Raw genomic sequence first — 19,660 nt, 5'->3', positions numbered from 1 at the left:
TGTATTCTCTACAGTATATTTCACCTAATTGGTCTGCTAGTAACTCTAGACGGCAGATTATACTGTACACAATACAATGTAGCTAGTTACTCGGATGAATTAACCTCAGTACATTGGAAGGAATCCAGTCTGTGCCTAGTACACAAGAACCGCTCAACCCCAGGATAGAGCTCTCCAAGACTTTCAATATGAAAACCACATGTGCGATAAAATCCTACCGCATCCTTATCCGTCTCAGCCTTTAAAGCAGTCATCTTGTGCAATGACATCACTTCATGGGTTAAAGCACGGCCAATGCCTTTTCCTCGCATCTCTTCATCTACAGCGATATGTGAAATAACTATCTCCTCAGGTTTGATCAGAAGACCAATAATCGCAGCAATACGGCTGCCATCATCGTAAGCATATAACACTCGGTTAGCATCTAGATTGTATAGTTGAACGATCCCGTTCATTTTCTCTTCTGTAGGGTTATATACACATTGAGCAATAACGGAGACAACTTGTTTTGAAAATCCCTTTACCTGTCTAAGTTGAAACATTCCCTATCACCTCTAATTCATTTCACCTTTTATGGGGCTGCTGGGCAGATTAAGCGTTAATTCATTTTCCGAACCCTCTTCTTTCCACAGAACGCTTACAGTTGTTTCATTAAGAAATTGTTTGAGATCTGCTTCGTTTGCGAAGGTGTATGTGATGTAATACTCATATGATTCGTTTTTCTTCAAAATACCGTTCGTATTCCCCTCACTTCCCGAGCTATGTACATATTTCATCGGGAGAGGCTCATTAAACCTAATTTTAATAGATTCAGCGATTTGTTCTCCTATATTAGTCATCTCTAAATAAACTCGCATCATAACCGGATTCTTTAATGAATCACTGACGTGATCTATTTCATTTATACTTTGCCTCTCTCTTATAATTTCGTAATTAAGTGAAGTAGACAGACTAACTCGATCATCCCTTTGATCTTTAAATGAAGTAACATCTGTCTGGTTGCTGCTGCAGCCTGCTAATAGCGATAGCAATAATAAGATGCTAATTAAAACCCCTCTCACGATAACACCCTCTTCGTTTGTAAATATGGTATTTATTACAATTATGCTGATGCCTACGCAAAAAGAAAAGCAAAAGATAACTTTAATCCTGTCTCTTTGCCCCCGTCTTAGGAGAAAAGCATTAATCCGATTAAATATTTTTGATAGATATTACCTAAACTGGTTCCTTCTTACGAACTGTGCCTATATACTTGAATTGTGAGTAATTTCATAATTTTCTCAAAGTTAATCTCATGTAATGTAAGGATTTCCAAAAGCAGAAATTCTTTTTAGGAGGCTTCAGATGGAAAGAACCTTTTCGATTTCCCGCTATCCTGATGTAAAGGCTGTGACGAGCCAGCTCGATCAGCTCATCTCAAAGCCCATTTATTCAATCAAACCGGAAGCATTAAAGCAGTACGAAAAGGATTATTTTGAAGCCAAATGTGCAAAATCGAAGGAAATGATAGACGTTGCCAAGGAGATTATTCCCGGCGGCGTGCAGCATAATTTAGCGTTTAATCATCCGTTCCCCCTCGTATTTACGAAGGCCGAAGGGGCATACCTCTATGATCTTGACGGCAATCGTTATTATGATTTTCTGCAGGCAGGTGGCCCAACGGTACTCGGAAGCAACCCGCCCGAAGTACGCGAGAAGGTCATCGAACTTCTTAATGATTGCGGTCCCTCAACCGGACTATTCCATGAATATGAATATAAATTAGGCAAAAAAATTACCGACAGCATCGATTCCGTCGAAATGTTTCGCATGCTTGGCTCCGGAACGGAAGCCTGTATGGCGGCCATCCGCGTAGCACGTCTTGCAACCAAGAAGAAAAAGATTATTAAAATGGGCGGCGCTTATCACGGCTGGAGCGATCAGCTTGCTTACGGTATTCGGATTCCCGGCTCCAAATGGACACAGGCGCATGGCGTTCCACGTTATATCTTTAAGCATACGCAGGAGTTTTTCCCAAATGATCTTAACGATCTGGAAAGAAAGCTTCGCTTCAACCAGCTTCGCGGCGGAACAGCAGCCGTGCTGATCGAACCAGTTGGCCCGGAGAGCGGCACAAGGCTGGTTGATCTGGATTTTAACAAAGGGGTAGAGAAATTATGCCGCAAATACGGCGCTCTCCTCATTTTCGACGAAGTAGTTACCGCCTTCCGAATCGGCATGTCCGGTGCCCAAGGCTATTATGGCGTATCGCCGGATCTTACGATCTTTGGTAAAGTTGTTGCCGGTGGATATCCAGGAGCGGGCGGTCTTGGCGGCAAGAAGGAATATATGAAATATTTGTCCGCGGGCATCGAGGCTGGCAGTAACCATAAGAAAGCTCTTGTTGGGGGTACAATGGCTGCCAATCCGCTCAGCTGCGTGGCCGGTTATTATACGCTCTGCGGGCTTGAACGAACGAATGCCATCCAAAGATCAGGCCAAATGGCCGATCGGCTGACAGCAGGACTGCAAGCCCTGATCAGCAAATACAAGCTGCCGTTTGTCGCCTATAATCAAGGATCAATCTGCCACCTAGAAACAGTAGGTACGATGCATTTTTCCATCAACTGGTCGAAGCCTTGGCAAATTCCGAAGGTGCTCTCCGAGACGTCTAAGCGAAAAAAAGAAATGGAGCATATGGGAGCGGCATATATGGCCGAAGGCCTTGTGACTCTGGCAGGCAGCCGGCTGTACACAAGCGGAGCATATACAGAAGAAATGATTGATGATGTACTAGACCGCTTCGATAATATCTTTAAAAATGTAGCCTTAATTTAAGGAGTAAGGAGACGACCATGACCGCTGTCCAAGTAGCCAAGCAACGCGTTATTCAAGCAGGAATTAAGCTGATGGAAACAGGATTGATCGCCCGCACATGGGGCAACGTCAGCCATCGCATCGATGGCGGGCAGTTCGTCATTACACCAAGCGGCCGGGATTACCGGTCTCTGAAGCCGGAAGATATTGTGACCGTTCAGATCGCTGATTGCAGCTACAGCGGCACCATCAAGCCTTCTTCTGAGAAGGGCGTTCATGCCGAGGTGTACAAACGTTTTTCAGATATAAATTTCGTCATTCATACTCATCAAGAATACGCTTCTGTTATCAGTGCCTGCGAAGTGGATGCCATCCTCATTGAAGAAGGCCTGCTTGCGGGGAAAGTCCAATTCGGAGCCTATGCCCTCCCAAGCACAAAGAAGCTTCAGCGTAACGTTGCCAAGGCGCTTACTCACTCCGTGAACCAAGCGGTAATTATGAAAAATCACGGTGCGGTCTGTTACGGCGCTGACGATCAAGAAGCTTTCGAAGTGGCACTTGAGCTGGATCAAGCTTGCCGACAATATATCGATGATACTTATAAAAGCTTAAGTGGTGAGCAAGAAGCAAATGCTGTCGAGTTAAGCTGCTTTGCCCTTGGACTTGGTCAATCTGCCTCCATGCAATCGCAGTCTTCAGCAGGCAACCTGCTTTATCACAGTCGTCGAGTGGAAGACGGTTTCATTCTTTTCGATGACTCCGGCTCCGAGATTCAGGTCCGTTACGATGAGCTCGACGGCACAATGCCTGAGGAAGCATGGGTGTATCAGCACATCTATCGATCACATAAACACATTCATCATATCCACTGGAGCGGGAGTCCGGAGGTTATCGCCTTTTCCCAAACGGCTCAGTCTTTAAAGCCGCTTCTGGATGACTTTGCTCAGCTGATTGGAACCTCAGCGAGAAGTGTTGACCTCTCTCCTGCAGAGGCTGCTGCTGCTTTGAAGAGATCCTCGGCTGTCTTAATCCGTGGTATGGGAGCGTTATGCTGCGGCAGCACAGGTGACGATGCCCTAGCGACACTCATGGTTCTTGAGAAAAACTGCAAAGCCCATATCGGAGCCAAGCTGCTTGGCCATGTGAAGCCTATTCATTACTTGGAAAGCCTCTTAATGCGATTCGTTTATTTGAAGAAATATTCGAAGCTGAGCAATCGCTAAGAAAGGTGGAATTTATATTAAAAGAATCGATCATTCACTCATGAAATGGATCATTCTTTTATCGATCGTACCGGTCATCGTATCAACCGAAATGATGTGGCTCTCGCTCGCCCCGATCTCAAGTCTTGCAGAAGATTTCTACGGAGTAGGCAGCATGTCCATCACTTTATGCTCCATGAGCTTTATGATAATGTTCATTCTGTTCTCTTTGCCCGCTTCCTGGGTCATTGATAAATGGGGATACAAAGCCTCTTTGTTAATCGGTGCAGGGATAACGGCAGTGTTCGGGACGCTTCGCGCTCTGTTCGCAGATGATTTCACACTTGTTCTGATCATGCAGTTTATTCTGGCGATCGGTCAGCCTTTTCTTCTTAATATCGCGACAAAGGCAGCCTCCGATTGGTTCCCGCTTAAAGACCGGTCAACGGCGGCAGGCATTCTGACGTTAGCCCAGTATATCGGATTTATTGTTCCAATGGCCATAGCACCTGCGATTGCAGAATCATCAGGCATCCCCACACTCTTCAAGTGGTTTGCCAGCTTCGCGATCATATCTGCCTGTTTGGCCGCTGCCTTCGTGAACAGGAAACCTCCCGCTTCCCTCACCAATGTCTCTCCTGCTAAACAAGAGGTTTTACGATTCGAATCGATTCGACTTCTTACAGCGAACAAAAGCTACGTCCTCATTCTATTAATCAGCTTTATCTCCATTGGAATTTTCAACACCATATTAACGCTTCTTGAAACGATTCTTATCCCGCGCGGATTTACATCTGAAGAAGCCGGCTTGGTTGGAGCCGTATTTATCGTTGCCGGAATCATAGGGGCTGTTGTTCTCCCCATTCTATCGGATCGATACCGGATTCGAGTACCATTCTTTGTTTCCGCTATCGCCATACTGATTCCCTCCTATGTTGGTCTTACCTTCGTTGATCAGCCTGTTCTGGTGTCCATCATCGCCGGAATTGCAGGCTTTATGATTATGGGCGTAGCACCAATCTTGTTCCAGCATGGTTCGGAGGTTGCTTATCCCGTCCAGGAAGGAACATCTCTTGGCATGATTTTATTGATGGGGCAGGTATCCGGCATCGCCTTTGTCTACTTATTCGAAGTGCTAAATGATGCTTTGGGCACGATTGTCTGGCCGATGCTTCTGTTTGTGCTTTTAACCATCATCATGCTTCCTATTACCTTCCGGATTAAGGAATCTCCCTTACCGGTTCCGACGAAGGATATGGGGAACAATCAGCCTATGTAAAGGCAGGTGCAAGCTATAGGTACTTATGTACTCACTTATGATGTAGGAACATCTGGTGTCAAAACATGTCTTTATCATCTTACGGATTCGATTAAGCTTGTCGCGAGTGCTTTGTTTAGCTACGAGCTCACTATCCTGGATAACGGAGGCGCTGAGCAGGATCCGGCCGACTGGTGGAACGCCATGCAGCATACGACCAAGCAAGTTCTTCAGGACAGTTCTATTCCAGCCGAGCAGATTGGAGGTATCTCCTTCTGCGCTCAGATGCAGGGAATGATCCTCGTTAACCGTGAAGGTCAGCCTATTCGCAAAGCGATGAGTTATATGGATACCCGCGCAGCCAAAGAGCATCGAGAAGGTATCATGCACGGTATGAAGATAGCAGGAGTTAATGTCTTTAAGCTTGCCAAGTCGCTTGCGATTACACGCGCTGTCCCGGCTAGTGTGAAGGACCCCATCTGGAAGTACACATGGGTAAAACGTAATGAACCGGAATTGTTCCGCAAGGTGTACAAGTGGCTGGATGTAAAGGAGTATCTCCTCTATAAATGCACGGGTGAATTTGTGATGACTGAGGATAGTGCTTATGCCACTTTGTTATACGATTCGAGAAAAGGAAGAAAGACGTTCAGCAAGCAAATGTGTAAAATGTTTGGCGTCGAGATCAATCATTTCCCAAGGGTCATCAAGTCTACGGATCAGGTTGGAACCTTGTCCGCACAAGCCGCTGCTGATCTTGGACTCTCGCAAGGGACTCCGGTATTTGGCGGAGGCGGAGATGCTGCGCTGATTGGCGTTGGAGCTGGCGCTGTAGCTGAAGGAGATACCCATATCTACCTTGGCACCTCGGGCTGGGTATCCACTGTCGTCAACCGGCAGTTAATTGATACAACCAACATGATTGCATCGATCGTAGGAGCTATCCCTGACCGTTATCATTATTTCTGTGAGCTTGAGACAGCAGGCAAATGCTTGGAATGGGTCAAGAATCATCTTGCCTTGGATGAGATCGGAATCTATCTGGAGAAAAAACAAATCTCCGAAACCCAGGAGACAATGTACCGGAGCTTGTATGACTACATGATGCATGCGATCAAAGACGTGCCTGCCGGAAGTAACGGCGTCATTTTTACACCATGGCTGCACGGGAATCGCTGCCCGTTTGAGGATTCGAACGCACGGGGACTATTTTTCAACATCAGCATTGATACAGGTAAGACCGAGCTGATTCATGCGGTGCTCGAAGGAATCTGTTACCATCTCAGGTGGCAGCTGGAATCACAAGATCGGAAAATCAAGACGTCCAAGACGATCCGCTTTGTTGGGGGCGGCGCATTAGCTCCTCTCACCTGTCAGATTCTTGCCGATATTCTCGGACGAGAAATTGAGACGGTGGACAGCCCGCAAAATGCCGGTGCCATTGGTGCAGCTGTTGTCGCAGCTGTTGGACTTGGCATGATCCCAAGTATACATGAAGCCAAAAGCTTGGTGACTGTCCAAGCAACTTACAAGCCAAACCCACGGAATAAAGCTACCTATGACATCTATTTCGAAGTATTCAAGTCCCTCTACAGCAGGAACAAGAAAGCATTTGGCATCCTAAATAATCTCAGCAGCCATCCGGATGTTTTTCATGCTTCGCTGTGATACAATACTGGAATTGATGGGCTTACAAACTAGGGGGCTTTAAGAACAATTATGCTTATTATTGGTATTGCAGGCGGCACTGGTTCGGGGAAAACCTCGGTGGCACGCTCTGTTATAGAACGCCTTGGCGCAGACAAGGTAACCTTCATCTCGCAAGATAATTATTACAAGGATCATCCCCATTTGACATTCGCTGAGCGCGAAGGGCTGAACTATGATCATCCACTTGTCTTCGACAATGATTTATTGGTCGAGCATTTGAAACAACTGAAGTCTGGAGAAGGCGCCGAGGCTCCTGTCTATGATTTCACGTCGCATTCCCGCTTTAAGGATAAGACAGTAGAGCTTAAGCCATGCAAGATCGTGGTCATAGAAGGTCTTCATGTCCTCTCCGATGAAAATTTGCGGGCGATGCTCGACATTAAAGTATTTGTGGACACCGATCCCGATGTCCGAATCCTGCGCCGTGTATTGCGGGATATCGAAGAACGTGGACGCTCCATTCAATCCATACATGACCAATACCTTAAGACGGTCAAACCGATGCATGAAGCTTTTATCGAACCGTCCAAAAAATATGCCGACATCATCATTCCCGAAGGCGGGAAAAATGAAGTTGGCATCCAAATGTTATCGATTCTGATGGAGAAATACTTCTAAAATAACAAAGGACGCAGCCATGATGGCTGCGTCCTTTGTTTAATTACGCTAATTACCCGGGTAATACTACCCACCTTAAACAAGCTTATGAGCTTGTACTCTTTTACGATAAGACGAGTAATACCAGCCCAGCATCACAATCGCAATAACCGGACATAGGAATAGCAGCTGGTACACATGGTTGTACGCATGTTCCAGAGAGGTGTTGCTCATCTTATGGAGCAGCAATCCACAGATCGCCACCGACAAAGATCCCCCGAAAAATTGAATAAGCTGCATCATCCCCATACCAGAACCAATCAGATGCCTCGGCAGAATGCTGGAGGTCTGATTATTCAGCGAAGCCAGCGTTGCCGAGAAGGCAGGAGAGAAAAGCAAGTACCCGCACATAATAACAAACGGCGATCGTCCTACAAAGGTCATGAATAAGGCAACGACAGCTGTCAGGATCACTGTTCCGATAAACAAGAACCGGATATTGCCGTAACGGTCAAGCCAGCGCCCAACAAACGGTGTAAGCATCGCGGACAGGATTGCTCCTGGTGCAATCAGGAAACCAATCAGGAGCTCTGATTTGTGGAACAAATTCGCGAGAACAAGCGGCATCAGGAACAAATTGCCCAAGTTAATAATCAGCAGACAGAAACCTACAGCAAGCAGGCGGTTATATCCGGGCTGACGGAATACTTCCGGATTAACAAAGGTCCCTTCGCCTTTCGACTTACGAATATGTAGCACATGCAGGACGATCGTCACTACACTTGCTGCAAACCAAATCAAAGACTGCTGGGTTACGGCAAGTAATAATGTCGTTGCGTTGATGACTGTCCATGCCGCCCCGAAATAATCGAATTTTGCAGGCTTTGGATTTTCTTTTGGCAGCAGCTTCAGCAAGATCGGCAGGATGACTAACACGAGGCAAGTAACGACAAACAGACCATTCCATCCAAAATATTCGCTGATCACACCACCTACGATTGGCCCAAGCCCAAACGCCATCGCACTGCCAGCTGCTATCATCGAAATAGCCTTGCCTCTTCTCTCGATCGGGATGTATCGGCTTGCCAATACAAGTCCAAGGCCCGCCATCGCACCCGCTCCAGCCGATTGCAAAATTCTTGCTGTCAGCAGCAGAGCGAAACTATGAGCAAAAATACCTAGAACGGATGATAATCCTAATATGAGCAGCCCTATCGCAACCAGCCTGCGGATCGGAGCAATGTCTGACAAGCGGCTGTAGATGACGGTTGATAAAGCATATCCAATCGAATAACTGGATACAATCCATGATCCGAGATCAGATGAGATACTCAAATCGTTAATAATACTTGGTACTGAGACGTTAAACATTGTCGTATTCATGACAACGACAAACAAGCCCAGCATCCACACGGGCATCACAATTCTGTCATTCAAGCTGTCCACCTAGTTTCCTTACGAAGTCACTTTACTTTACTTTGTTTAGTATAACACAAAAAAAGATGAAGCAAGGATCGGCCCCTTGCCTCATCTTCTATTGCGTTCCCTTAAGAATTCGTTACTTGAGGGGCATGACTCTGACGATAAGCCAAAGGGGTCATCCCCATCTTGCGCTTAAATACCTGGAACAGGTAGTTCGTATTCGTAAAGCCATGATTCACTGCAATTGATTCAACGGTATTTGACGTCTCCACCAGCTCTTCGCAAATACGCTGCAGCCGGAAATCCTCCAAATAACTGCTGAAGGAGCTTACCCCATAACGGTGAAATACTCGCTGCAGCTGTCTTGTGCTGATCTGAATACGGTCCGCAACCTCCTGTAAAGTAAGCGGCCTTGCGTAATTGTCGTAAATATACTGCTGTGCCATCTCGAAGCGATGCGCCTGAATATCTCGGGAAGGCAGCATCTGCTGCCCTTCCCGATCAACAGTCGCTTTTGCCGCACGAAGCAAAATTTGGATTAATGATTGCCGTATCGTGGTGTAAGCGCCAAGTTCTCCGGATCGCCAAGCTATATAAGCCTGCAGAAAACATGTCATCGCATCATGCTGATCCATAAATGGACGAAGAGGAAAATCGATCAACGCCTGCATGCAGGCCTCCGATTCCTTATTCTCCCACTCCGCTCCCCATTCTTCTGTGCTTGACTCATCCGGAAGACGAGTAATATCGACATGCAGGCATAACTCTTCCATTCCGGACCGAGCATCGGCTGTCTGTTGATGAACAACACCGGGACCGGTCAAATAGAACATGCCGCTGTTCAGCTTATAGATGTGGTCGATAAGGGTAACGGTTCCCTTGCCTCGAGGTATAAAATGAAATTCAAACTCCGAATGTTTATGAAATTTGATGACATGCCCCGGCTTGAAGGTAGTCAAATGCCATTTTAACACTCGTATGCCGTAACGTCCCCATCTAAAATGCAGATCAAGCCGTTCTAGCGCATCCATCTTATCTTTCATCACTGCATAAGGATACGGTCTCGCATTTACTTTGCTGTCTGACTCTGCTGCCTGCTCCCGCTCATCCCCGCCGGATGTCATTTCAGTTGAGCTCTTCAAGACGTACAGCTCTCTTCTCTGCAACCGAGCGGTTAGAAGCTTCCATAAGCATCGTCAGCTCTTGTGCCATACGGATGTTATCTACAGCTACTGTATTGCTTTGAATATGCTCTGCCCATTGCTCGAAAGCTTTGTTACGGCCACTTTCCTGCTCTGCTGCGATCCACTCTGATTCGCCGTTTTTATTGCTGCGAACCAAAACTTTGGCATCTGGTGTTCCGTACAGCAGCGAACCTTCTGTACCATGCACCTCAATTGTAAATGGAGAATGCGCATTAACAAAGCCCGCTTCTACAATACCAAGCGCACCATTCGCCGTTGTCAGAATCGATACCGCGTTGTCCTCTACTTTTTTACCGGTTACATAGCCGAATGAAGCTTGAACCTGTACAGGCAATTCGCCCAGGAACAATCTTGTCAGATACATCGGGTGGCATCCCAGATCAATCAGAGCGCCGCCACCGCATTGTTCGAGATTGTAGAAATGCTCAGGAAGCCAGTTGGCAGTTGCACCATTATGCGACAAACGGACACGGACCATGGTAACTTTTCCGATATCGCCAGACTCCAATACCTTCTGAATAGTTGCAGTATACCAATCATTTAATCTTGGCAGTGAAACGGTCAGCTTCACACCTGCTTCTTCGACAGCGTTTACAATTTCATTCACTTCTTTTGTTGTAAGCGCAAGCACTTTTTCTGTGAAAATATGCTTGCCCGCCTGAGCGGCCTTCACCATTACGTCACGGTGGATGTTTGTTGGCGTATCCACGATTACGCCGTCAATATCTTCTCTAGCAAGCAGTTCATCCAGGTTTGCAATAAAAGGAACGCCTAATTTACCCGCAGCTTCTTCGCCTCTTGCTGGGATTTCATCCCATACTGCTACAATTTCCGTATTCGGATGTGCCTGTGCCTCTCTCGTATAATCCCATGCATGTACATGCCAATAGCTCAACATTGCGACTTTAATCATATAACGTCCACTCCTTAAATAAAATGATTGCGATCACTTCATATTCGCGACTTATTTCTAAGGTAGCACACCAATCCCTAAAGGAAAACTAGAACATAAAGACAATCTGACTATAATTTTGCGACATAGACAAGAACATTTCTCTAGACTTATTGACTCCAAATATCGGTCAAACCTATAGTAATGGCATAAACATATTTTACTTATAACGGAGGCTGAACATGAGTAAATTATTGAAAATTGGTATTATTGGTTGCGGCGGTATCGCCAATGGCAAGCATCTTCCTGCTCTTAGCAAAAACAAGAACGTAGAAATCGTTGCTTTCTGTGACATCGTGGAAGAACGCGCTGCAGAAGCACAGCAAAAATACGGCAAAGAGGGCTCCAAAGTATATACGAACTACCACGAGCTTATTGCCGATCCGGCAATTGATGTTGTTCATGTGTTGACGCCTAATGATTCCCATTCCTTTATTACAATAGATTCCCTGGAAGCCGGCAAGCACGTAATGTGTGAGAAGCCAATGGCGAAGACAGCAGCTGAAGCTAGAGAAATGCTGGCCGCTGCAAAACGCACGGGCAAAAAGCTGACAATCGGCTACAACAACCGTTTCCGCCCGGACAGCCAATATTTGAAAACAGTATGTGAACAAGGCGAGCTTGGCGAAATTTACTATGCTCGTGCTCATGCAATCCGTCGCCGTGCGGTTCCGACTTGGGGTGTTTTCCTTGATGAAGAGAAACAAGGTGGTGGCCCACTTATCGATATCGGTACACATGCACTTGATTTGACGCTGTGGATGATGGACAACTATAAGCCGGTATCGGTAACAGGCTCCGTATTCCATAAGCTTGGCTCGAAAGAAAATGCCGCTAATGCTTGGGGACCTTGGGATCCTGCGAAATTTACGGTAGAAGATTCAGCAGTAGGCTTCATTAAGATGGAGAACGGCGCAACGATTACGCTTGAAGCAAGCTGGGCGCTGAATACCCTTGATATTGATGAGGCAAAATGTACGCTTTGCGGTACAGAAGGCGGAGCAGACATGAAGAATGGCCTCCGTATCAACGGCGAAGCGAACAGCCGTTTGTTCGTCAAAGAGGTTGACCTGAACGCTGGCGGCGTAGCATTCTACGACGGCGCATCGGAACGCGATATCGATGTTGAGTGTGCTGCTTGGATCAATGCGATCCTAAATGATACGGATCTGGTTGTTAAAGCCGAGCAAGCCCTTGTTGTAACGGAGATTTTGGAAGCGATTTACGAATCCGCTCGTACAGGCGAGACCGTCTATCTCAATCGCGAAAAAGTAGCGAAATAAATCATATAAAAAAACACGTCCGGAAACGGGCGTGTTTTTTGTATGATTCACTCTTTTAAGCTCTATGCTTATGCATTCGGCAAACTCAATTGCCACGATATACCGAACCGGTCGTTCAGCCAGCCGAACCGTTTGGCGAACGGATATTCACCAAGAGGCATTAATACACTGCCGCTAGTTGAAAGTGCTTCAAACAACCGGTCAACCTCTTCTTCGGAGTCACAGGTTAGAAATATGGAGAATGATGGCGTGAACGTAAATGCATGTTTCACATAACTGTCGATGCACATAAATGACTGACCTTTCAGAGAGAAGCTGGCTTGTATAACACTGCCTTCTTTACCAGGCCCATCGGCGCCGTAACGTGTAATGCTTGTAATCTCCGAATTTTCAATTAATGAAGTGTAAAACGTTATCGCTTCTTCTGCATCGTTACCTTGAAACATGAGGAATGAACTTACAGCCTTCATTGGGCTCAAACTCCTTTAATCGTCATTTTGTTTGCAGCTTCGCAAGCTTATCCGGATTCCGGACAATATAGATTTCCTGTGCTCTGCTATGCTTCAATTGAATAAAGGTCGCAGTAGTTACGATTCCATCCTGCCGTAAAAGAATACCGACCTCACCGCCAAATGTCGCAAGCTCCACAGAAAATCCTCCTTCCTCCTGCTCTGCTTTACGAATTGTGCCAAGCAGGAACTGGGCTACGCGTCCAGCAGATACAATTGGCCGAATAGCTGAAGTAACTTTTCCGCCTCCATCTGAGAATAGGGTGGCATCCTCGTGAAGCAGGGAAAGGACCTCATCCACTTTGCCTTGCGATAGTGCACCAAGAAATTGCTCAATCCATTGCTGCTGGACAGCGCCACGCTTGATCAGCTCTTCTTCTGTTATTCCCATCTTTGCTTTTGCCCTGCTCATGATCTTACGGCAGTTTAGCTCGCTCTTGTCAGTCAACTCAGCGATTGCAGGATAGTCAAAGCACAGCGCTTCGCGAAGAACAAAGACGGCTCGTTCGGCAGGTGTTAGTTTCTCGAGCAGGACCAGCATCGCATAAGAAAGCGTTTCATGACGTTCAGCTTCTTCAAAGCTGCTATCGTCAAAAACCGGTTCCGGCAGCCATGGTCCGATATATAACTCTCGTCTTTTACGTGCGGACCGCAGCTGGTCAATACAATGATTGGTCATCATTTTACACAAGTAGGCCTTAGGCTCTTGTAGCCGCTCCACACTCCTATTCTGCACTTTGACAAACAAATCCTGCACGGCGTCTTCCGCATCTGCAGCCGATCCTGTTAATTGATAAGCAAGGCGGAACAGCAGTTTTTGATACTGCTTATACAGTTCAACCATGTCATAGCTCCTTATGATTTCAGCATACTGGAATAATCCCACACAAAGCTCTTAATTTTGTAAGCAAGCCTGCCCGAGATGATTATATCAAGCCCCCATTTATGCGTCCACAGCAGACCGCGTCCCGGCCCAAGCCCAATGACAAAGGCATCCATAACCGCTTTATGCTTAGGCGCCTCGCCGCCTGTCAAATCTGCCGCAACAATTTTACCTAAACGCTGTGCTTGTGGAATTGCTTCTTTACAGGTCATCTGACTCGTCTTACCGCTCGCCCGCTCCACAATAAATGCATTATCACCAATGGCATAGACACCGTCCATGCTCGGAACCCTGTAGCATTCATCTACAATCACCTGCCCATTACCCGTCAGAGGCAGTCCCATTGTACGAAGAACAGGATTTGGCATAAGACCAAGCGTCCATACGGTGAGGCCCACCGGCAACAAATCACCATCGGATAAAAGAAGGCTGCCTCCCTCCTCCCGAATTGCTTTCCGTTTATGGTGCACCGTAACTCCGCATTCCGAAAGGTCCTGTTCCAGCTTTTGGCTGACTTTGGCTGGTCCCTCCAGAAACAGCTGTTCATGCGCATTAATGAGACGAACCTTGACCTCTAATGGATGGAATCCATATTTGCCAGCTTCCGCCCGCATAGCAAAAGCAAGCTCAGCAGCTGTTTCAACACCAGATATGCCTGCACCTACAACAGCTGCTGTCAGTAATCTCTGCCGTTCTTCCTTGCTCTTCCCTTCAGCCGCTCTTCTCATATTATCCTGCCATAGGTCGTAAATCTGTGAAGCAGCGCTCACACCAGTTAACGCAATTCCCCCATGTTCCGGCTCTAGCCTGCGGGCAACACTCCCGATCGCCATAACAAGAACATCATAGGCAAGCTGCTGCTGGGTCCCTTCATAATCGATATATAAAAGATTTTTATTCTCCGTCTCTACATGCTCTGCCGAACCCTGGATAAATATTGTATCCTCCGGAAGCAGCTGCTCCCAAGGAACGGTAATATTGCTGCCGCTAACGGCAGGACGAAATAGTAGCACCTTCCGTATATGATACGGCTGCTGATCAAGCAAGATCAGTTTAAGCTTTTGCCCATTGCCAATTGCTCTATGAGCTTTCTGAATCGCCTTCATCGCATGAATACCAGCGAATCCTCCTCCAACAACTATGCAGGTCAATTCTTTCATCTGTAACCTCTCCTTTAATACGTTTGCACATGTAACGAGAAGAGGCCGTTTTTTGTGACATTCTTTTGGCAAATGACATTTACTAGCACGAAGTTAACGTTGACGTACATTAAAGAAATCTGAATCTATGTTTAATCAACCTATTGCCGTTTGGGCTATTGCGTTCGCCAGTATTATGGCTGCGTGCAGGCTGGGGTCTTGGTAATGCCTTCTTCGTTGTAACGGCATTGTCGGCCATCGTATCGTTATCCCGTGTCTGAAGCTGGCTCTGAATTAAAGATTCAGCTTGTTTCTGTTATAGTTTAGACACAAGCTGGCTCACGAGTCAGCTTGTTTTTTTATCCGATGGGCTACAATATAGAAATAAGACATTACATGGAATAGAGGTTGCCTATTGAAGAAGATCGTTCTGATCCGTCACGGACAAAGCAATTGGAACGTCGAGAACCGATTTACAGGATGGACCGATGTTGACTTATCATCACAAGGGCTGGATGAAGCAAGAGAGGCGGGGAAAATATTAAAAAAACATGGCTACGTCTTCGACACTGCCTATACTTCCGTCCTGAAACGCGCCATTCGGACATTATGGATTATCCTTCATGAGATGGACCTGTTATGGATTCCGGAGCATAAGACCTGGATGTTAAATGAACGGCATTACGGCGCCCTGCAGGGGCTGAACAAAGCCGAGACAGCTGCGAAATACGGAGAAGACCAGGTATATCTATGGCGCAGATCCGTTGATATCCGCCCTCCCGCGTTGGACAAATCCGATAAGCGTTACGAGGCAGCCGATCCACGTTATAAGGACCTGAAGGACGGAGAAGTTCCTTTAACGGAAAATCTGGAAGATACGGAGGCTCGTGTGCTTAGATACTGGAATGCAGAGATAGCTCCTGTTATCTCCGCTGGAGGCCGCGTTATTATTTCTGCTCACGGCAACACCCTCCGGGCATTAGTGAAATACCTAGATCAAATTCCGCCTGACGGTATAGCAGACCTGAACATTCCAACAGGCATTCCACTTGTCTATGAATTAGATGATGAATTAAAACCGATCCGCCATTATTATTTAGGCTGGGAAGGTCCCTATCCTGAGGGCCAGATTCCAGCACATATGACCCATTAACTATAAATTGGAGCCGGCTGTAAGCCGGCTCCAATTATACTACCCGAATATGAGAATTATGCTATTACCTTCCCAAGAACAGCTTAAAGATTCATACCACCTGAAGCTTCGATACGCTGCGCGTTCACCCAGCCGAGCTCTGGCGTACATAATGAGGCTACAACTCCGCCGATATCATCAACTTCACCAACGCGGCCAAGTGCCGTCAGCGAGCCGAGATGATCACGAATGTCCTGATTATCCCTCACAGCTCCTCCTCCAAAATCTGTCGCTATTGCACCAGGTGCAACCATATTTGCACGGATGCCGCGTTTTCCAAACTCCTTCGCCATATATTTTGTCAGCACCTCAATTGCGCCTTTCATAGCCGCATACGCGCCATAGCCATCTGTTGTAAATCGCGTTAATCCGGTAGACAGATTGACAACTCCACCATGATCAGCAATACGAGAAAGCAGCTTTTGCGTTAAGAAAAAGACTCCTTTGAAATGAACATTCATCAGAGAGTCGAATTGCTCTTCTGTTGTACTTGCAATTGGCGCATTAATGCCAAAACCTGCATTATTAATCAGGAAGTCGAATTGGTTTCGACTCCACTTTTCTTTTAGCAGATCACCTAATCGCTCGGCAAAGCTGTCAAAGGTAGACACATTACCCGCATCAAGCTGCAGCGCAGCCGCTTTACAGCCATTTGCTTCAATTAGTTGTACAACCTCTTCTGCTTCTTCCTTCCGGGAAAGATACGTTACGATAACGTCGATCCCTTTCTTCGATAAAGCGATAGCCGAATTTCGCCCAAGGCCTCGGCTTCCTCCTGTGACAAGTGCGATTTTATGATTCGTTTCCATGATTATAGTCTCTCCTTTTACCCCGAAATTTGAACCCTTGATTATTGTAACCAGTTGTTCTAAAGTGAGATTACTCCTTCGAGTTAACTCTAAGTCAAGCTAAAGGGTGAAAAAAATGAATTATACGATTAATGAGGTCGCAGCCAAGTTTGGACTGTCCGCCCATACGCTCCGTTTTTACGATAAAGAAGGCCTTCTTCCCTTCATCACAAGAACCAAATCCGGTAACCGAACCTTTACGGAGATGGATCTGGATTGGGTCGCTCTGATCTGCTGTCTGAAGGATACAGGCATGCCAATTAAGGAAATCAAGCTGTACAGCGATTGGTGCAAACAGGGACGCGGAACAATTGATGAGCGTAAAAAAATGCTTGCTGACCACCGCAGCGAGGTGCAAAAGCAGATCGAAGAGCTTAACAAAAACCTTGAGCTGATCGATAAGAAGCTGGATTGGTATGAAGATCCTGAAATGCTTCGCAAGATCGACGAACATGTAGAAAAAGCAGCGTTGGAAAAATAATGCTTTGAATTTCCTTTATTCTTCCCCTACAATAGTACTAATATTGCGTATAACCTCGGCAATACGGGCCGAGGGTGTCTACCGGGAACCGTAAACTCTCGATTACCAGCATGCTTATTTCAGCATCGATGGTGATCGGGAGTTTTTTATTTTCTATGCTTTCGAAGTAAGAATTGCTCTACCTCGGCACGAAGTGCCGATAATACCACAATTCTTTAGGCTTATGCTTTCGAAGTAAGAATTGCTCTACCTCGGCACGAAGTGCCGATAATACCACAATTCTTTAGGCATATGCTTTCGAAGTAAGAATTGCTCTACCTCGGTACGAAGTGCCGATAATACCACAATTCTTTTTAGGAGAGAATAGATACATGAAAACAAATGAACGGCTTAAGAGGCGTATCGAGGTCGCGAGCAAACGTGCCGCAGCGGATGTTGTCATCCAAAATGGCAGCATTGTTAATGTATTTACAGGTGAGATCATGACAGGCGATATCGCGATTGTTGATGGTGATATCGCGGGAATTGGCGAGTATACTGATGGTGCAAAGATCGTTGACGCAACTGGTCAATGGATCATTCCAGGCTTAATCGATGGACATGTACATATTGAGAGCTCGATGCTTACTCCTCGGGAGTTCGCTAAAGTCGTCCTGCAACATGGAGTAACAGCAGTCGTTACCGATCCGCATGAAATCGCTAATGTAATGGGCAGCGCAGGTATTCAGTATATGCTTGACCAGTCTGAAGGACTGCCGCTCGACATCTATGTCAATCTGCCGTCCTGCGTCCCTGCAACTCCCTTTGAAACAAGTGGCGCACAGCTGGAAGCTGCGGATCTTCGACCATTCTACCAGCACCCTAAAGTGTTGGGTCTAGCCGAAGTGATGGATTTCCCCGCCCTTGCCGCAGGCAGCCCCGGAATAATTAATAAACTGTCTGACGCTATTGATCATCAAGCCCATATCGACGGTCATGCAGCCGGCATAACACGCGAGCAACTAAATCTGTATATGGCAGCAAGTATTCGTACAGACCATGAATGCATCAATGCTGAAGAAGCCAAACACCGTCTTGATCTGGGCATGTACCTAATGATACGTGAAGGAACCGTCGCGAAGGATTTGGAAGCCATCCTCCCTGTCGTCACGACGAGGAACAGCCGAAGATGTCTATTCGTAACCGATGACAAGTTAATTGATGATCTCCTTACTGAAGGAAGTGTCGATTACAGCATCCGTCTGGCCATTAGTAAAGGTCTAGATCCGATAACCGCTGTCCAAATGGCTACTATAAATACGGCAGAATGCTTTGGCCTTCGTGATCAAGGCGCAATTGCTCCTGGTTACAAAGCCGATCTTGTTATTCTTGATGATTTGCAGCAGCTGGTCATTAATCAAGTATACAAGCAAGGTGTAAAAGTGTATGAGAATGGCAAACTTGATGAAGAAGCTTTTCCCGCTCTGATATCCGATTCTATCAGTAACAGTAAACAGAACGCTGCTGCGCTTCGAAACGGAATAAAACCGCTGCAGCCAGATGCTCTCCACCTCCCTCTTCAGTCCGAGCTTGTCAATGTCATTGGGATTATTCCGAATTCTTTAGTGACCCGTCATTTGAGGGAAGCAGTAGAAAGGGATCATGAACAGCATTTTGTAACATCAGTAAAACAGGATCAGTTAAAGCTTGCTGTGGTGGAACGCCATCATGCAACAGGGAATATCGGACTTGGCATCATAAAAGGGTTCCAATTCCACAAAGGCGCAATAGTTTCCTCTGTTGCCCATGACTCGCACAACATCATTTGTGCCGGGGTTTCCGATGAAGATATGCTTATAGCAATCGAGCATGTCGTTACGATGAACGGAGGCTTAGCGGTAGTTGCCGAGGGCGAGGTACTATCTTCCTTACCATTGCCTGCCTTTGGTCTCCTGTCCGAGCAAAGCTACAACGAAGTCAATGAGCAAATGCTCGGGCTATATGCAGCACTTCGCGAGATTGGCGCCCCAGATACCTTTAATCCTTTTCTAACTTTATCGTTCCTGGCGCTTCCGGTTATTCCAGAGCTTAAGATAACGGACAAAGGCATGTTCGAATTTGCTTCCAAAAATCATATCAGCATGGAATGCTAATAGATTCCTATTCCTTCTAATTGATATAATAAGGAAGAGAGGAGTGGAATC

Annotated in this window: 18 protein-coding genes and 1 riboswitch; of the genes, 9 read left to right on the top strand and 9 right to left on the bottom strand. The window is 46.4% G+C overall.

The genetic code is table 11. The features are described from left to right. Positions 1-86: 86 nt before the first annotated feature. Positions 87-542, bottom strand: a complete 456-nt coding sequence (locus tag AB4Y93_RS04875; RefSeq protein WP_441889554.1) for a GNAT family N-acetyltransferase — start codon at positions 540-542, stop codon at positions 87-89. 12 nt (positions 543-554) lie between these two features. Further along, positions 555-1,061, bottom strand: a complete 507-nt coding sequence (locus AB4Y93_RS04870; protein WP_441889552.1) for a hypothetical protein — start codon at positions 1,059-1,061, stop codon at positions 555-557. A 283-nt stretch (positions 1,062-1,344) separates the two neighbouring features. Here AB4Y93_RS04870 and AB4Y93_RS04865 point away from each other — a divergent pair, with 283 nt between their 5' ends. From AB4Y93_RS04865 to udk, 5 genes are read left to right on the top strand one after another with little or no spacing between them, the layout of a single operon-like run. After that, entirely contained in the window at positions 1,345-2,817 is a 1,473-nt protein-coding gene (locus AB4Y93_RS04865) for an aspartate aminotransferase family protein (RefSeq protein WP_441889550.1), read from the top strand. A 17-nt stretch (positions 2,818-2,834) separates the two neighbouring features. Beyond that, a complete protein-coding gene (locus AB4Y93_RS04860; RefSeq protein WP_441889548.1) occupies positions 2,835-4,019 on the top strand; it encodes a class II aldolase/adducin family protein in 1,185 nt (394 codons plus the stop codon). Positions 4,020-4,059: 40 nt separating this feature from the next. After that, positions 4,060-5,277 carry an MFS transporter gene (locus AB4Y93_RS04855; protein ID WP_441889546.1) on the top strand — a complete coding sequence of 406 codons (1,218 nt, stop codon included), beginning with the start codon at positions 4,060-4,062 and terminating at the stop codon, positions 5,275-5,277. A gap of 6 nt (positions 5,278-5,283) precedes the next feature. After that, on the top strand, positions 5,284-6,924 hold the full coding sequence (locus AB4Y93_RS04850; RefSeq protein WP_441889544.1) for a xylulokinase: 1,641 nt from the start codon (positions 5,284-5,286) through the stop codon (positions 6,922-6,924). 51 nt (positions 6,925-6,975) lie between these two features. Continuing rightward, complete coding sequence (gene udk, locus AB4Y93_RS04845; protein WP_441889542.1) at positions 6,976-7,584, top strand: uridine kinase; 609 nt, start codon at positions 6,976-6,978, stop codon at positions 7,582-7,584. A gap of 75 nt (positions 7,585-7,659) precedes the next feature. Here udk and AB4Y93_RS04840 read toward each other — a convergent pair whose 3' ends face one another. The 3 genes from AB4Y93_RS04840 to AB4Y93_RS04830 form a co-directional block, all read right to left on the bottom strand. Beyond that, entirely contained in the window at positions 7,660-9,009 is a 1,350-nt protein-coding gene (locus tag AB4Y93_RS04840; RefSeq protein WP_441889540.1) for an MFS transporter, read from the bottom strand. Between the two features lie 101 nt (positions 9,010-9,110). Beyond that, complete coding sequence (locus AB4Y93_RS04835) at positions 9,111-10,127, bottom strand: helix-turn-helix domain-containing protein (RefSeq protein WP_441889538.1); 1,017 nt, start codon at positions 10,125-10,127, stop codon at positions 9,111-9,113. Further along, a complete protein-coding gene (locus AB4Y93_RS04830; RefSeq protein WP_441889536.1) occupies positions 10,111-11,103 on the bottom strand; it encodes a Gfo/Idh/MocA family protein in 993 nt (330 codons plus the stop codon). The genes AB4Y93_RS04835 and AB4Y93_RS04830 overlap by 17 nt, the downstream gene beginning before the upstream one ends. A 221-nt stretch (positions 11,104-11,324) precedes the next feature. On the opposite strand from AB4Y93_RS04830, the gene AB4Y93_RS04825 reads away from it, so the two are divergent. Continuing rightward, complete coding sequence (locus AB4Y93_RS04825) at positions 11,325-12,425, top strand: Gfo/Idh/MocA family protein (protein ID WP_441889534.1); 1,101 nt, start codon at positions 11,325-11,327, stop codon at positions 12,423-12,425. A 68-nt stretch (positions 12,426-12,493) separates the two neighbouring features. Here AB4Y93_RS04825 and AB4Y93_RS04820 read toward each other — a convergent pair whose 3' ends face one another. From AB4Y93_RS04820 to AB4Y93_RS04810, 3 genes are read right to left on the bottom strand one after another with little or no spacing between them, the layout of a single operon-like run. After that, positions 12,494-12,895 carry a VOC family protein gene (locus AB4Y93_RS04820; protein ID WP_441889532.1) on the bottom strand — a complete coding sequence of 134 codons (402 nt, stop codon included), beginning with the start codon at positions 12,893-12,895 and terminating at the stop codon, positions 12,494-12,496. Positions 12,896-12,917: 22 nt separating this feature from the next. Beyond that, positions 12,918-13,778, bottom strand: coding sequence for an RNA polymerase sigma factor SigJ (gene sigJ / locus AB4Y93_RS04815; RefSeq protein ID WP_441889529.1), 861 nt, complete (start codon positions 13,776-13,778; stop codon positions 12,918-12,920). A gap of 11 nt (positions 13,779-13,789) precedes the next feature. After that, positions 13,790-14,977, bottom strand: coding sequence for an NAD(P)/FAD-dependent oxidoreductase (locus AB4Y93_RS04810; protein ID WP_441889527.1), 1,188 nt, complete (start codon positions 14,975-14,977; stop codon positions 13,790-13,792). 394 nt (positions 14,978-15,371) lie between these two features. On the opposite strand from AB4Y93_RS04810, the gene gpmA reads away from it, so the two are divergent. Next, positions 15,372-16,109 (top strand): 2,3-diphosphoglycerate-dependent phosphoglycerate mutase, encoded by a 738-nt coding sequence (gene gpmA / locus AB4Y93_RS04805; RefSeq protein WP_441889525.1) that lies wholly within the window; start codon positions 15,372-15,374, stop codon positions 16,107-16,109. An 83-nt stretch (positions 16,110-16,192) separates the two neighbouring features. On the opposite strand, the gene AB4Y93_RS04800 is transcribed toward gpmA, so the two are convergent. Beyond that, positions 16,193-16,957, bottom strand: coding sequence for an SDR family oxidoreductase (locus AB4Y93_RS04800; RefSeq protein WP_441889523.1), 765 nt, complete (start codon positions 16,955-16,957; stop codon positions 16,193-16,195). A 115-nt stretch (positions 16,958-17,072) separates the two neighbouring features. Here AB4Y93_RS04800 and AB4Y93_RS04795 point away from each other — a divergent pair, with 115 nt between their 5' ends. Both AB4Y93_RS04795 and ade read left to right on the top strand, forming a co-directional pair. Beyond that, on the top strand, positions 17,073-17,477 hold the full coding sequence (locus AB4Y93_RS04795) for a MerR family transcriptional regulator (RefSeq protein WP_441889521.1): 405 nt from the start codon (positions 17,073-17,075) through the stop codon (positions 17,475-17,477). Positions 17,478-17,504: 27 nt separating this feature from the next. Further along, positions 17,505-17,602: riboswitch (purine riboswitch) on the top strand. 246 nt (positions 17,603-17,848) lie between these two features. Continuing rightward, positions 17,849-19,609, top strand: coding sequence for an adenine deaminase (gene ade, locus AB4Y93_RS04790; RefSeq protein ID WP_441889519.1), 1,761 nt, complete (start codon positions 17,849-17,851; stop codon positions 19,607-19,609). The last annotated feature ends 51 nt before the right edge of the window (positions 19,610-19,660 follow it).

The sequence above is a fragment of the Paenibacillus sp. YAF4_2 genome (assembly GCF_052113225.1).
Classification (GTDB): Bacteria; Bacillota; Bacilli; order Paenibacillales; family Paenibacillaceae; genus Pristimantibacillus.
The sequence above is the reverse complement of the archived record's forward strand: the minus strand, read 5'-3'. Positions and strand labels throughout refer to the sequence as shown.

Bases quoted from the DNA above. Each gene is read 5' to 3' on its own strand.
- AB4Y93_RS04875 (WP_441889554.1), bottom strand. From the start codon at position 542: ATGTTTCAACTTAGACAGGTAAAGGGATTTTCAAAACAAGTTGTCTCC.
- AB4Y93_RS04865 (WP_441889550.1), top strand. From the start codon at position 1,345: ATGGAAAGAACCTTTTCGATTTCCCGCTATCCTGATGTAAAGGCTGTG.
- AB4Y93_RS04860 (WP_441889548.1), top strand. From the start codon at position 2,835: ATGACCGCTGTCCAAGTAGCCAAGCAACGCGTTATTCAAGCAGGAATT.
- AB4Y93_RS04855 (WP_441889546.1), top strand. From the start codon at position 4,060: ATGAAATGGATCATTCTTTTATCGATCGTACCGGTCATCGTATCAACC.
- udk (WP_441889542.1), top strand. From the start codon at position 6,976: ATGCTTATTATTGGTATTGCAGGCGGCACTGGTTCGGGGAAAACCTCG.
- AB4Y93_RS04830 (WP_441889536.1), bottom strand. From the start codon at position 11,103: ATGATTAAAGTCGCAATGTTGAGCTATTGGCATGTACATGCATGGGAT.
- AB4Y93_RS04825 (WP_441889534.1), top strand. From the start codon at position 11,325: ATGAGTAAATTATTGAAAATTGGTATTATTGGTTGCGGCGGTATCGCC.
- AB4Y93_RS04820 (WP_441889532.1), bottom strand. From the start codon at position 12,895: ATGAAGGCTGTAAGTTCATTCCTCATGTTTCAAGGTAACGATGCAGAA.
- sigJ (WP_441889529.1), bottom strand. From the start codon at position 13,778: ATGGTTGAACTGTATAAGCAGTATCAAAAACTGCTGTTCCGCCTTGCT.
- AB4Y93_RS04810 (WP_441889527.1), bottom strand. From the start codon at position 14,977: ATGAAAGAATTGACCTGCATAGTTGTTGGAGGAGGATTCGCTGGTATT.
- AB4Y93_RS04800 (WP_441889523.1), bottom strand. From the start codon at position 16,957: ATGGAAACGAATCATAAAATCGCACTTGTCACAGGAGGAAGCCGAGGC.
- AB4Y93_RS04795 (WP_441889521.1), top strand. From the start codon at position 17,073: ATGAATTATACGATTAATGAGGTCGCAGCCAAGTTTGGACTGTCCGCC.
- ade (WP_441889519.1), top strand. From the start codon at position 17,849: ATGAAAACAAATGAACGGCTTAAGAGGCGTATCGAGGTCGCGAGCAAA.